Annotated in this window: 12 protein-coding genes and 1 tRNA gene; 5 read left to right on the top strand and 8 right to left on the bottom strand. The window is 51.6% G+C overall.

What is annotated here, in order from left to right:
* Nucleotides 1-13 precede the first annotated feature (13 nt).
* The 3 genes from QUD54_RS00605 to QUD54_RS00595 are packed head-to-tail and all read left to right on the top strand — an operon-like array spanning nt 14 to nt 3,999.
* The gene (locus QUD54_RS00605) at nt 14-1,129 is read left to right on the top strand and encodes an HlyD family secretion protein (protein ID WP_286337022.1); all 1,116 of its coding nucleotides are present in this window, start codon (nt 14-16) and stop codon (nt 1,127-1,129) included.
* A 3-nt stretch (nt 1,130-1,132) separates the two neighbouring features.
* Nucleotides 1,133-2,695 (top strand): DHA2 family efflux MFS transporter permease subunit, encoded by a 1,563-nt coding sequence (locus QUD54_RS00600; protein WP_286337021.1) that lies wholly within the window; start codon nt 1,133-1,135, stop codon nt 2,693-2,695.
* Entirely contained in the window at nt 2,692-3,999 is a 1,308-nt protein-coding gene (locus QUD54_RS00595) for a TolC family protein (protein WP_286337020.1), read from the top strand. The genes QUD54_RS00600 and QUD54_RS00595 overlap by 4 nt, the downstream gene beginning before the upstream one ends.
* A 60-nt stretch (nt 4,000-4,059) precedes the next feature.
* On the opposite strand, the gene QUD54_RS00590 is transcribed toward QUD54_RS00595, so the two are convergent.
* The 4 genes from QUD54_RS00590 to arsC form a co-directional block, all read right to left on the bottom strand.
* Nucleotides 4,060-4,635: a hypothetical protein gene (locus QUD54_RS00590; RefSeq protein WP_286337019.1), complete on the bottom strand. Its 576-nt coding sequence runs from the start codon at nt 4,633-4,635 to the stop codon at nt 4,060-4,062.
* 129 nt (nt 4,636-4,764) lie between these two features.
* Nucleotides 4,765-5,100, bottom strand: a complete 336-nt coding sequence (locus QUD54_RS00585) for a translation initiation factor (RefSeq protein WP_286337018.1) — start codon at nt 5,098-5,100, stop codon at nt 4,765-4,767.
* Nucleotides 5,100-6,710 (bottom strand): ABC-F family ATP-binding cassette domain-containing protein, encoded by a 1,611-nt coding sequence (locus tag QUD54_RS00580; RefSeq protein ID WP_286337017.1) that lies wholly within the window; start codon nt 6,708-6,710, stop codon nt 5,100-5,102. The genes QUD54_RS00585 and QUD54_RS00580 overlap by 1 nt, the downstream gene beginning before the upstream one ends.
* A gap of 7 nt (nt 6,711-6,717) precedes the next feature.
* The gene (gene arsC / locus QUD54_RS00575; RefSeq protein ID WP_286337016.1) at nt 6,718-7,074 is read right to left on the bottom strand and encodes an arsenate reductase (glutaredoxin); all 357 of its coding nucleotides are present in this window, start codon (nt 7,072-7,074) and stop codon (nt 6,718-6,720) included.
* Nucleotides 7,075-7,104: 30 nt separating this feature from the next.
* Here arsC and QUD54_RS00570 point away from each other — a divergent pair, with 30 nt between their 5' ends.
* Nucleotides 7,105-7,404 carry a hypothetical protein gene (locus tag QUD54_RS00570; RefSeq protein WP_286337015.1) on the top strand — a complete coding sequence of 100 codons (300 nt, stop codon included), beginning with the start codon at nt 7,105-7,107 and terminating at the stop codon, nt 7,402-7,404.
* On the opposite strand, the gene QUD54_RS00565 is transcribed toward QUD54_RS00570, so the two are convergent.
* The gene (locus tag QUD54_RS00565) at nt 7,405-8,613 is read right to left on the bottom strand and encodes a 2,3,4,5-tetrahydropyridine-2,6-carboxylate N-succinyltransferase (protein ID WP_286337014.1); all 1,209 of its coding nucleotides are present in this window, start codon (nt 8,611-8,613) and stop codon (nt 7,405-7,407) included. It abuts the gene before it with no gap.
* A 96-nt stretch (nt 8,614-8,709) separates the two neighbouring features.
* Here QUD54_RS00565 and QUD54_RS00560 point away from each other — a divergent pair.
* Nucleotides 8,710-8,786, top strand: a tRNA-Thr gene (locus QUD54_RS00560).
* Between the two features lie 53 nt (nt 8,787-8,839).
* Here QUD54_RS00560 and QUD54_RS00555 read toward each other — a convergent pair.
* Genes QUD54_RS00555 through QUD54_RS00545 form a run of 3 tightly spaced genes read right to left on the bottom strand, consistent with a single transcriptional unit; the run spans nt 8,840 to nt 12,353 of the window.
* Nucleotides 8,840-9,430, bottom strand: a complete 591-nt coding sequence (locus QUD54_RS00555; RefSeq protein WP_286337013.1) for an acyl-homoserine-lactone synthase — start codon at nt 9,428-9,430, stop codon at nt 8,840-8,842.
* A 50-nt stretch (nt 9,431-9,480) separates the two neighbouring features.
* The gene (gene recD2, locus QUD54_RS00550; RefSeq protein ID WP_286337012.1) at nt 9,481-11,745 is read right to left on the bottom strand and encodes an SF1B family DNA helicase RecD2; all 2,265 of its coding nucleotides are present in this window, start codon (nt 11,743-11,745) and stop codon (nt 9,481-9,483) included.
* Nucleotides 11,742-12,353 carry a M48 family metallopeptidase gene (locus QUD54_RS00545; RefSeq protein WP_286337011.1) on the bottom strand — a complete coding sequence of 204 codons (612 nt, stop codon included), beginning with the start codon at nt 12,351-12,353 and terminating at the stop codon, nt 11,742-11,744. The genes recD2 and QUD54_RS00545 overlap by 4 nt, the downstream gene beginning before the upstream one ends.
* Nucleotides 12,354-12,411 lie beyond the last annotated feature (58 nt).

Below are 12,411 nucleotides of genomic sequence, written 5' to 3'. Positions count from 1 at the left end.
CTGAAGGATGGGAATGTCAAAACGTCTCGGTAGCTTCATCATTCTGGGCCTGATTCTCCTTTTTACCTATATGGGATACGATTATCTCCATTACCGCTCGAAAAATGCCGTCAGCGATGCGGCATTTATCAAAAGCGACAACATCTCGATGGTAGGCTTCAAAGTGGGAGGCAAAGTGATCGAGATGAAAAAGAACGAGAACGAAGCGGTACGAAAAGGTGAACTTCTCGCCCTTATCGATCCTGTCGATTTCATTACGACGAAAGAGAAACTGATCCACTCGATCAAAAGCCTGGAAAAGTCGATCGAAGCGATGCGCCTCAAAAAAATCAGACTGGAAAAGAGCCTCGAGCTTCGACGCCAGATCGCAGGAACCGACATCGAGATACTAAATAAAGAGAAAGCCTCTCTTCGTTACACCATCGAAGCTGCCAAAACCCGGCTGAAAAAACTGGACAAGGATGTCGAACGTTTCGAAAAGATGCTGGAGCAGAAGCTTATCGCTTCGACCGATTACGAGAGTGTCAAAACGAACCGTGACGCACTCGCCGACGAGATCGAAGCGATGGAAAAAAAGTATGAGGTTTTGAGTGCCAACCGGTCGAAAGTTCAAAAGGCCTACCAACTCTCCATCGTCGATATTCACCGGATCAAAGAGATCGAAAAGCAGATCGAAGCGCAGGTGGAACAGCTCAAAGCCCAGACAAAATCGCTCGAAGCCATCGAAAACAAGATCGGTTATACAAAACTTTATGCCCCTTTCGACGGCATCGTCGCGAAGAAGCTGTTCGACGCGCCACACGTTGTCGAAAAAGGTTCTCCTGTCTATGCCATTGCCGATTTGAAGACACTTTATTGTGAAGTGCTTCTTTCCGAGAAAAAACTACATGGCGTCGAACCGGGCAACGATGTGACGATCAAAGTGGATGCGGTTAAAGGTAAAGAGTATCACGGCAAAGTGGAGTCGATCGCCCCGACATCCGCTTCGACCTTCAGTCTTGTCCCACGCGATATCGCCAGCGGAGAATTCACCAAACTCGACCAGCGCTTCGTCGTACGTATCACACTGGATACGATCGAGGGATTGCGCGCAGGCATGGGAGCCACCGTTGCTATCGAGAGGAATTGAGTGATGGCAATGGCTGCTGGAGACGTCACGACACCCGAAGGCAAAAAACCTTGGGAGATTACGTCGAAAGAGCGTGCCATCTTCAGCATCATCGTCATGGCAGGCGCATTCATGGCGATTTTGGACACAACCGTCGTGGATGTGATCGTTCCCAAGCTGACCGGTCCCCTGGCAAGCGACATGTACGGCGTACAGTGGATCATCACCAGCTATATGGTAGCCGCAGCCATTGCGCTGCTCATTACCGAATATCTGATCAAACGCTTTGGGGCGAAAGCGGTTTTTCTTTCGGGTATCGCACTCTTTACAGCGGCGTCACTGATGTGCGGCCTCTCTTCGACACTGGAGGAGATCATCATTTTCCGCGTCATCCAAGGAGTCGGAGAAGCGCTCATCATGGTCACCAGCCATATCATGATCTTCAGCTACTTCCCGCCTGAAAAGCAAGGCTTGGCGATGGGCCTCTACGGTCTGGGCGTCAGTTTCGCACCTGCCCTTGGCCCAACCATCGGCGGCTATCTGACCGAGTACTACAACTGGCGGATGGTCTTTTTCATCAACGTACCCGTAGGACTGTTGCTCGTAATTTCGGGGATCGTCTACCTTCCGAAAGAGAGTTTTTTCCAAAAACTGAAGTTCAACTTCATCAGTTTCCTGCTTTTGTCGTTCGCGACAGTCTCGCTGCTGATCATGCTCAGCCGCGGCCAGCAGATGGGGTGGTTCAACAGTTCGCTGATCGGTTTGTTGCTGCTTTTCAGCATCATCGGATTTCTTCTTTATGCGCTCAGCGAACTCTGGTCGAAGTACAAACTCATCGATTTTTCGCTTTTCAAAAACTCCGCGTTCGCCAACGGCATGATGATCTACTTCTTCATCCTCGGTTTTTCGATGTACCAATACTTCTACCTTCTGCCCGTCTACTACGAACATATCAAGATGCTGCCGACACTCGATGCAGGTATCGCCGTCTTCGCGTTCGCCATCTTCATCGGCCTCTTCTCCCCACTCGCAGGTATATTGTCTGACAAGATCGGGGCGAAGCGCACGGTCTTTATCGCTTCGATCTTCTACGTCGTCACCTCCATCACCTTTCTGCCGTCGCTCAACTACTATACGCCGCTTTCGCAGGCGATGCTTCTGACGATCCCCTTCGGTATCGGAATGGGCCTCTTTTTCGCTCCCGTGACGGTGATGGTACTCCAAAACGCCCCGGCGCACAAAGGGGAGCTCGCGATCGTACTGATGGACTACTTCCGATTCGTTGGCGGAAGTTTCGGTACCGCACTCGCGACGAACAACATGGAATACTTCAAAAACCTCCACTTTCTTCGGATGGAGGAGCTGCAAAATATCGAATATCTCAGGCATTATCTGACATCGATACAGGAACAGCTGGGGATTTCGATGGATCAGATCAAGGCGATCTTCATTAACTATGAGACTTTCATGAGTTACAACTACGGTTTTTACAATACATTCATGCACGCTGGATACTGGGGCATTCTCGGTTCCGTTTTCGTATTGCTTCTCTTTGTTAAAATAAAACCTGCGAAGGAGAAAAAATGAGACGCTTTTCTTTACTGCTGTTGCCTGCGCTGATCTATGCACAAACCTATCAGGAGATCATTCACGATGTGGACAACGCGCTCGCACTCAAAAGTGCCCGGCAGCTCCAGGAAGCCGCAAAGTCGATGGCAGAAGCGGCGAAAGGAAAAAATCTGCCGGCTCTCGATGCGCAATTCAGCGCCGCATGGCTAAAAGATACGCCGACGGTGACGTTTCATATACCGGGCAACCCGTCGCTGACCGCACCGATGGCGACCAAACGAAACTTCACGGGATCGCTGAAACTCTCCTACCCTCTCTTCACCGGTTATGCCGTCACCGCATCCATCGACAAAGCAAAGTTCGAGTATGAAAAAGCGACGCTCGAAGTGCTCGATCTCAAGCGCAACCTCTATCTGCAGGCGACGCGGCTTTTCGGTGCAGTACACGCCGCCGAAGAGGTATTCAATGCCAAAAAAGAGGCGAAAAAGGCGATCGACGATGCCTACAACAAGGCAAAAGGGCTCTATGACAACGGCATGCTTCCGCCGGCCGACCTCTACAACATCGAAGCGAAACGCTATGCCATCGAGGCCGAGATCATCGGAGCCGAAAGCCGAAAAGATCAGCTCCTCAACCAGCTCTCTTATCTCCTCGACCATCCCGTCGAATCGGTTGAATTTTCTTCAAACAGATCAGAAAAATTCGACAGACACGAGATTCTTACTGCCGCTTTGCGGAACCGGGAGGATATCGCAGCCCTGCAGCGCGCATTGAAGATCGACAAAAGTGTCGAAACCCTTGCCAAAAGCCGCTACTACCCTACCGTCGGCCTGGCGGCGGAACTCAAGCGCAGAGGCGACACTCCCGAACTGAACGGCGACGGCTTCACCAACCCCGACCAGAGCTATGTCGGTGCGGCCCTTTCGTGGAACCTCTTCAACGGTTTCGCCGACAAAAAAAGTTACGAAGCGGCCCGTTACAAAACCCTGGCGCAGACCACCGCACTGAACGACTACAAAAATCGTGTCAAAACCGAACTGGAAAACGCATTTTTGGAGCTGGCCGCCCTGCAGTCGAAGCTGCTGAGTGCAAAAATGGAGGTCAAAGCGCAGAAGGAGTATTATAAGCTCACGAAAGGACGCTTCGAAAACCAGCTTGCCAGCGCCGACGAACTGAGCCGCGCCATTGCCGACCTCTCCGCCGCTCGTGCCAAAGCCTCGGCTATAGAGAGCCAAATATTCACCCAGCAGGCAACGATCTGGCTGATGGCGGGAGTGCAGGTCTTCGAAAAGACTTTTCTCCCAAACGACACGAGAAAATAGATCCCTTTTTTGCCTGGAGGTTCCGATAAAGATAGAGCGGAAACGCCCTATCTTTAAAGACTATCTTCTGTCGAAATGGTAGATTGAGTGCTTTGTGGCCAACTCGCCGTCCTTCCATACGAGATAGGAAGACTTCAGGTGGTTTTTGTTGTTGGAGAGTTCGAGGATGATGTGATGGACGTGTGATTCGTCGGAGTCGCACACTTCCGAGCGCTCCATATCACAGTCGAAGACCAGCTTGGTGGGTGTGCTCTCTTTGGCGTTGAAAACGAACGCCGGATGGTTCTGCTTGGCGCAGTAGTGCGTCGCTTGAAGCTCGTTGCAGTCGACATAGTCGTCACAGTAGTACATCGTCACCATCTGTTTCATCGTATTGGGAAGCAGGTCTTCTTGCAGTGTGGCTCCACGCCCGATGATTTTGTAGGCAACCCCCGTCTTGTCGGTACCGAGCAGGCGTTTGACCGCGGGATGTTCGTGTGCACCGGTGGTGCCTGTCTGCTTCTCTTTCGGAGACATCGTCCACTCTCCTTTGAGAACTTCCGTCATGTATTTATAGGCTTCCACCGGTCTCATCTCCGCCGAAAGAGAGGATGCCAAAAGTGCCGCCACGGCCATACCCATCAAACTTTTTTTCATCTTTTCATCCTTTTCAAAAACTTTTCAAAAAAATGATACTATATGAAAATTATTAATAGCTTGACAAAAATCAAGAATAAAATTTTATTATAAATTAAAATTCTGGATGAGATAATGCTAGGTTATGGTTTATCGTTTGAAGCGGAAGTTTTCCATTTCCAGAAGCGGGCGGACGAGATCGGTTTTTTCGCCCTGCAGTTCCATCCAGCCGTTTTTGAAGGTGCCACCGCTGCCGAGTCTGGTTTTGATGCGCTTCAGGAGGGCTTTCTGCTTCGATTTGTCCAGAAAGAATTCACCGACGAGCGTGACGGGTTTGCCGCGGCGCTTTTCGCGCCTGAAGACGAGGCTGTGTTTTTCGGGTGGCAATACCTCTTTGTCGGCTTGGGCCGGGCCGGCTTTGTTGTCGGCCTCCCAACCGCCACCGAAACTGCCGAATTCGATCTCTATTTTCGTTCCGCGTCCCATCAGGCGGTCGCCGTCTCCCCGATATATTCGGCGTACTCTTCGTAGTTGCCTTTGAAATCGATGATCTCACCGTCCGGCTTGATCTCGATGATGCGATTGGCGAAGGCATCGATGAGTTCGCGGTCGTGGGTGACGCAGATGACATTGCCGTCGAAAGTGTAGAGCGCTTCGCCGAGCGCGATGATCGCTTCGAGGTCGAGGTGGTTGGTCGGTTCGTCGAGGACCAGGAAATTGCCCTGCTCCAGCATCATTTTGCTCAGCATCATGCGGTGCTTCTCCCCTCCGCTGATCTTCTCTATGCTCTTCTCCTGCTCCTCACCGCTAAAGAGCATACGCCCCAGACAGTTACGGATTTCTGAGATGTCCGCTTCGCGGTCGTGGCTTCTGAGCCACTCGTAGAGAGTTTCGGTACCCTTGATGCGATCGGTCGTATCCTGAGGGAAGTAGCTCGGCTCAACCGTCGCACCCCAACGGATCTCGCCGCCGTCCGGTTTCAGGTCGTCGTCCATGATCATTTTGCATAGCGTCGTCTTACCGACGCCGTTGGGGCCGATGAGCGCCACTTTATCGCCCGGATTGAACTTGAGGTTCAGGTTTTCGAAAACGACATGGTCGTCGAATTTTTTGTTGACGTTTTGAAGTTCCAGCGCCTCTTTCCCGATTTCACGCTTTTTGCGAAAAACGATGCTCGGGTCGCGTCGGGCGGAGGTTTGAAGAGCGCTCAGATCGAGTTTGTCCAACTGTTTCTGACGGCTTGTCGCCTGTTTTGCCTTGGATGCGTTGGCACTGAACCTTCTGATAAAATTTTCGAGCTGCTCTTTCTCTTTGAGTTTCTTCGCACGATCCATCTCCCGCTGTTTCTGCAGCAGATTGCTGGCGATGTACCAGTCGTCGTAGTTACCGGTAAACTCTCTGATCGTCTTGAAATCGAGGTCCAGTATATGCGTGACGACGCTGTTGAGGAAGTGGCGGTCGTGGGAAATGACGATCATCGTCCCTTCATGGCGCTTGAGCTGCTCTTCGAGCCATGCGATGGCATGGATGTCGAGGTTGTTGGTCGGCTCGTCGAGGAAGAGAATATCGGGTTTGGGAAAAAGCACCTGTGCCAACAGCACTTTGAACTTGTCCGCACTCGGGAGCGAACTCATCAGTTCCGTATGCTGCTCTTCCGGAAAGCCGAGCTCTTCGAGAATCTTCTTGATACGCACGTCGTACTCGTACATCGGATCCTCTTCGACGCAAACCATCTCCAACTCGCCCAGTCGTTCGTTGACCTTGTCATCGTCGAAATTGCCCTCCATATAGAGACGCTCTTTCTCTTTGATCGCATCGTAGAGGCGTTTGTTCCCGTAAAGCACCGCATCGGCGATCGTGAACTCTTCGAAGGCATACTGGTTCTGCCCGAGGACACCGAGTTTCAGACCGCTGCCAATGATGATCTCGCCGCCGGAGGCATCCTCTTCGCCTGCGACGATTTTAAGGAAGGTACTCTTGCCGGCTCCATTGGCGCCGATAAGACCGTAACGCTTGCCCGCATCCAGTTTGATGTTGACATTTTCGAAAAGGACCCGTCCGCCGAAACGTTTGGTCAAATCTTTTGTATGAAGCATATCTCTTTTATTCCTTTATCAATTCAATAACTTTTTGTGGCGGCCGTCCGAGAACCGCTTTGCCCTCTTTTATGACGATGGGACGTTCGATAAGACGCGGATGTTCCACCATCGCTTCGATCAATTTTTCATCATCCTCTACGTCCCCCAGTCCCAACTCTTTGTAGATCGCCTCTTTGGTACGCATAATGTCGCGCGGCGAAACACCAAGCATCTTCAAAACCTCTTCAATCTGCTCTTTGCTCGGATGCTCGTCGAGATATTTGTAAATTTTGGGTTCGATCCCCTTTTCTTTGAGAAGTTTCAGTGCTTCGCGCGACTTCGAACAGCGCGGATTGTGCCAGATGATCACCTCGTTTGCCATTGTTGAATCCTTTATGATAAAGTTCTTGGTATGAATGAACAAGAAGAGAAACCGATCGTCGAATTGCTGCCGCCGCTGAATAAAAAGTGCCAAATGATCGTCGTACTTTTACGTGCGGCATTCACTCTCGTACCGATATTTCTTGGTATCTGGGCATGGCTCGAATTCGGCTGGCTCTATGGCCTTCTTGTCTGGCTGGCTGCTGTCTTTGCAGGAATGATAATCCTCAGTAAACTGAAAATCGCCTACATTCCCTTCAACCAACACGAACTTTCCCACTCCGCCACCGCCATACTCAAATGGTACGTGACGAAGCGGATTTGCGATTAATTAATGTAGCTCTGCGTTGAGTTTGACTTCTCTTCTGCTGCGCATCGCGATGATTTGGCCGGTCATACTGTTTTGGCGGAAATGGATGCCATTTTTGCCGGCGAGTTCGACTCCTTTGAGAATGTTTTCATCTTCGACCTTGACATCCCAGAACGGATTGACCTCTTTGATCTTCTCGAGCTCCGAACGGCCGATCGCCACTTTCGTCCCTTCCAGAATCGCGATACCTGCATCGACGATGCAGCCGTCACCCAGTGGTATCCCCGTAACGCTGTTGGCACCGAGAAGCACGTTTTCTCCGATCGTGACGGGGTTGCCGTTCGTTCCGCTGAGAACTCCGAGAATCGACGCGCCGCCACCGACATCCGAACCAGGCCCGACGATCGCGGAACTGGAGATTCGCCCTTCGACCATGACGGCACCGGTGGTGCCGGCATTGAAGTTGACGTAGCTCGCACCCGGCATGACGGTCGTTCCCGGATGCAGCTGCGCGCCCATGCGTACTTTCGCACTGTCGAGGATGCGCGTGTTGTCCGCAGGGATAATGTGTTGCAGATAGCGCGGGAATTTGTCGACACTCTCGATTTCGGGGTAGGCACCGTTGAGTTTCAATTCGATCTCGTTTTCACGCAACCAGTCGAGTTCGAAGGGTTCGTTGCCGAACCATGCGACATTCTGCAGAATACCGAACGCGCCGTTCAGATTCACGCTGCGAAGTGCCGCTTTGCCGAGCGAAAGGGCGTAGAGCTTGATGTAGACCGCCTCGACGCTCTGCGGCGCGGCATCTTCGAACAGAAAAACGATACGAAAGTTGTCGTCGAGCAATTCGGCTTCCGCGATTCCGGCCAACGTAGCGATGACCTGAACGTTTTTATGCGCATCTCCCTTTGCCTCGGCGAGATAGGGAGAAAAAGCGGCCAATGCGTTGATGACCACTGCGTCGGATACGTCGAAAACTTGCTCGGTTGTCGTGAAGTCGACCGTTTCACCACTCTCTTGCAAAGCCGCGATCAGAACCACCGCCGAACCGAAGTTCTCGTTCCAATTGATGAGAGGAAAGACAGCCTGAAGAATCTTGTCGCGGTTTTTCTGTCCGCGGTCGACACGGCAGATACCAAACGCCACCGGTTTGCGATACCCCTCCTGCGCTTCCACGCTTTCGATAAAACTCTTAAATGCCTCTTTGGTTTCAACTTTTTCAATCGCCATGATCACTCCTGTAAAATTTACGCGATTATACTTAAAATAATCTGATTTTGTATTGAATTTTTTATAGTATTGATGTAAAATTGCAACCCTGAAAGCGCTGATGTAGCTCAGCCGGCTAGAGCACTTGATTCGTAATCAAGAGGTCGCGGGTTCGAGTCCCGCCATCAGCTCCACTCTCACGCGAATCACACATCCACGATACTCCAAGCTTTAAGGCCGATACCATCTATTCAGAGGCGGCGTTTTCTTTAAATCTGCACAACTTTGGATGGGCCTTTGCCAGCTCTTTCATCTCCAAAAGGGCCGGATAGCGGTAACGCAGAAGATATTCGTGTGCTTCTCCGATCTTTTCGAAAGGAATACTGAACATTCTGAGCAGTCTGAACAGCGGCTCCTCCACGGCACACAATGCATAATCCAGTCCAAGATTTTTCATTTCCGGGCAGCCATTGTAGATGATCAAATTGAAGATTTTTTTTGTCAATGAAAGTTTTCTGTATTTCGGATGAATCGTAATCCGGGAGATCTCCCCGAGACGTTCGCCATCGATTTTTTGCAAAAAATCGGTCATATGCATGACATTCAATGTCGGGAATCCGATAGGAGAGTGGTGCACGAGTCGAAGGCATCCGGCAACTTTCCCCTCTTTGTCCAAAATCGCGTACTGGTCGGCGAAACGGTCATATTCGTCATATTCCAACCCTTCCGGATAATCTTTTTTGTCGAGGGTTTTGATCTCTTCGCACAAGACATGATAACGGAGTCTGTAAATCTCTTCCAGTAGATTTTCATCCTCTGCTTTCACCAGTTTGAACATTTCGTTTCACTCTTTGAGTATAAATTCGAAACAATTATCTCAAAAAAAACTTATATTTTTCCTTTTTTGGCCAATAGCTGAAGTATTGTGGTCCGTTTCGTCGTGTCGATCCGCCGGCACGCCCCTTTGAACGCCGCCTCTTCGCCGACGATGATGCACATCTTCTTCGCCCGTGTCACGGCGGTGTAGAGCAGTTTGGTGTTGTGCATGACGTAGTGGCTGAAACTCATCGGAATGATGATGGTGTCGTACTCCATCCCCTGGGTCTTGTGGATCGTCAGGGCATAGGCGAGCTGAAGATAGTCCGAAAGTGTGTCGAAACCGTAGCGGACGACGACCTGCTCGTTCGGATAGAAGACGAAACACTCCTCCTCTTCGGGGTCGAATTTGAAGATAAGACCGATCATCCCGTTGAAGATACGCTGGTCGACGGCGTCGTCGCCCCGTTTAAAACCTTCCGGGGAGTAGGAGGGCATGTTTTCGTTTTTGATGTGGACCACCTTGTCGTAGAGTTTGTAGGTATAGAGTCCCTTTTCGACGGCGTGCCTGGCATCGGGGTTGAAGAGTTTCTGCAATTGCAGATTCAGGTTTTCGACACCCAGCGGGCCGGCTCGCATGGGCGTGATGACCTGGATATGGGTCAGGTATCCTCTGATATCTTTCGTCTCGAGTTTTTTGCGCGCCTCCAGAATATATGGAACGGCTTCATGCCTGATGGATTCGAGGATTCGAAGATTGTGTTCTTCGCGCAGCCGCTTTTTTTCACTTTCGTTCATGCCGTTGCGTATGGCGTAGTAGTCGGGAATGCTCATGTCGACGAATTTGAAATCGATGTAGGGCTTTCGATACTCGGGCAGTTCTGCGCGCCGGATCGCGTCGGCGATCAGGGTGATCGCCTGCTCTTCGCTCTGGCGGTAGATTTTGGTCAGTTTGACGACGGGCACGAGTTCATATTTTATAATATCGGAAAGGACGTTCCCCGCCCCGATCGGTGGAAGCTGGCCATCGTCGCCGATGACGAGAAAAACGGCATCCTCTTTCAGTTTGGAGATAAGCTGAAAGAAAATTTGGGAGTTGACCATCGACGCTTCATCGAGAAGCACGACGTCGTAAGGAAGTGCCTCCTTCTCTTTATGGGCCACCAGAAGGCTTTGGATCGTCGCGGAGCGGTAGCCGGTGGTATCGTGGATGCGTTGGGCGGCGATGCCGCTGAGGGCGGTCGTGACGATGGCATCGTACCCGTAACGCTCTTCCAGGAGCTTCAGCATCATCTTCGCGCTCGTGCTTTTTCCCGTTCCGGCATACCCGACAAGCGCCATGACCCGCGTGCCGCGGTTGAGAAGCCTGACCGCTTCGCGCTGCTCCTCCCCGAGCCGGAAACCGATCGCCTCTTCCTCTTTTTCGATGAATCGATCGATATCGGGCAAAATCGGCTCGCCCGGGTTCTCTCTGCGTGCATTCAGAAAATCGAATATTCCCTTTTCCGCCCGGTAATAGAAGGTGTGTGCCAAATGGCCATCGATAAGATGAAGTACTTCGCGTTCGACGAGACGGTCGATCACCTCTTCGACCAGCGGTGCCTCGTCTTCGAAGTCGAGCTCTTCTTGCAGCAGTTGAACGAAATGGCTCCGTTCGACGGCACTGTTGCCCTGCTGTTCGCTGATTTCACGCATCAGATAGGTGACAGCCGCCTCGATCCTGAAAGGCGAACGGGCGTCGATTCCCATCGAGCGGGCCATTTCGTCGGCACGTTTGAAGCCGACCCCCTTGACCTGTGTGACGATGTAGGGATTTTCGCGGATCGCGTCGATCAGATTCTCTTTGCCGCTGAAAGTCCGGTAGATTTCGACGACGATCGACTGACCGATCCTGTAGGGGGCCAGAAACATCGCGAGTTCGCGCATCTCTTTGTATCGCTGCCAGCTTTGGGTGATCTGTGAAAGTTTCTTCTCTTTGATCCCTTTGAACGTTAGCAGTTTCTGGGGCTCTTCGTCGAGAATTCGGAGCAGCTCCTCTTCGCCGTAATGGGCGATGAGCCGTTTGACCAGCTTCTGACCCACCCCTTTGACGACCTTGGTCAGGTAGAAGTAGAGTTCGCTTCCTTTGATGTTGAGTTCTTCGAAGACGAACTGCGGCCCGAACTTCGGATGCTCCTCCCAGTTGCCGCTTAGCTCCACCTCCTGCCCTTCCAGCGCGTCGATGTCGGTGATGAGGCAGTTGCCCGAGATCTTGGCGCCGCTTTCGAGCTTGGCGATCAGAAAGCTCTCTTTCTGAAAGAGAATGCGTTCGATCTTTCCGCTGATCGTCAATTTCATACGAGTCTTTTTCTCAAAATTTTCCATTCCGGCTCATAGTGTGCCACAAGTTCCCAGAATGCCTTCTGGTGGTGTTTGTGGCGTATATGGGCCAGTTCGTGGATGACGACATAGTCGATGAGGCGCATCTCGTAGCGCAACAACGCCGTATTGAGCGTAATGACATTGTCTGCACTGCAGCAGCCCCAGCGGCTTTTGTAGCGGCGGAACTTGAGCGCTTTTGGAACCAGTGCCATCTTTTGCGACCAGTAGGCCGTCCGTTCGGCGAGGATCTCTTTGGCGCTTCGCAGATAGAAACGTTCCAGTGCTTCGGGGAATTTCACCGCATCAGCCTTTTTGAAAAGGAAACGGTCGCCTTTGAAGTCGATGCGGTTTCTCACTGCAGGTTCGCATGTTACGGGATAGGAGACACCCAGAAACCAAATATGGCTCGAAGGGTCGAAACGCTTCGGGTTCTGCCGTGCATGGTAGCCTCTGTAAGTGAGCCGGTCAACAATCCAGCGCTCCTTTTGCGCGACGAACGCCAATGCCTCCTTTTTCGAGAAGCGCCACGGTGTCGTAATGCCGACAGAACCGTCGTCTCGAATACGAAGGTAGAGATTTTTCACGCCCCGTTTGCGCCGGTGGCGGCACGTGAAGACCGTGCCGTCGGCGCAGCGGTAGCTG

Origin of the sequence: Hydrogenimonas cancrithermarum, from assembly GCF_030296055.1 — a bacterium.
Classification (GTDB): domain Bacteria; phylum Campylobacterota; class Campylobacteria; order Campylobacterales; family Hydrogenimonadaceae; genus Hydrogenimonas; species Hydrogenimonas cancrithermarum.
Note: the sequence above shows the minus strand (reverse complement) of the source record. Positions and strands in the feature narration are given on the sequence as shown.

Excerpts from the sequence above, each read along its gene's own strand:
- QUD54_RS00605 (WP_286337022.1), top strand. The coding sequence starts at position 14 with ATGTCAAAACGTCTCGGTAGCTTCATCATTCTGGGCCTGATTCTCCTT.
- QUD54_RS00555 (WP_286337013.1), bottom strand. The coding sequence starts at position 9,430 with ATGTTCAAACTGGTGAAAGCAGAGGATGAAAATCTACTGGAAGAGATT.
- QUD54_RS00580 (WP_286337017.1), bottom strand. The coding sequence starts at position 6,710 with ATGCTTCATACAAAAGATTTGACCAAACGTTTCGGCGGACGGGTCCTT.
- QUD54_RS00585 (WP_286337018.1), bottom strand. The coding sequence starts at position 5,100 with ATGGGACGCGGAACGAAAATAGAGATCGAATTCGGCAGTTTCGGTGGC.
- QUD54_RS00590 (WP_286337019.1), bottom strand. The coding sequence starts at position 4,635 with ATGAAAAAAAGTTTGATGGGTATGGCCGTGGCGGCACTTTTGGCATCC.
- recD2 (WP_286337012.1), bottom strand. The coding sequence starts at position 11,745 with ATGAAATTGACGATCAGCGGAAAGATCGAACGCATTCTCTTTCAGAAA.
- QUD54_RS00600 (WP_286337021.1), top strand. The coding sequence starts at position 1,133 with ATGGCAATGGCTGCTGGAGACGTCACGACACCCGAAGGCAAAAAACCT.
- QUD54_RS00595 (WP_286337020.1), top strand. The coding sequence starts at position 2,692 with ATGAGACGCTTTTCTTTACTGCTGTTGCCTGCGCTGATCTATGCACAA.
- QUD54_RS00570 (WP_286337015.1), top strand. The coding sequence starts at position 7,105 with ATGAATGAACAAGAAGAGAAACCGATCGTCGAATTGCTGCCGCCGCTG.
- QUD54_RS00565 (WP_286337014.1), bottom strand. The coding sequence starts at position 8,613 with ATGGCGATTGAAAAAGTTGAAACCAAAGAGGCATTTAAGAGTTTTATC.
- arsC (WP_286337016.1), bottom strand. The coding sequence starts at position 7,074 with ATGGCAAACGAGGTGATCATCTGGCACAATCCGCGCTGTTCGAAGTCG.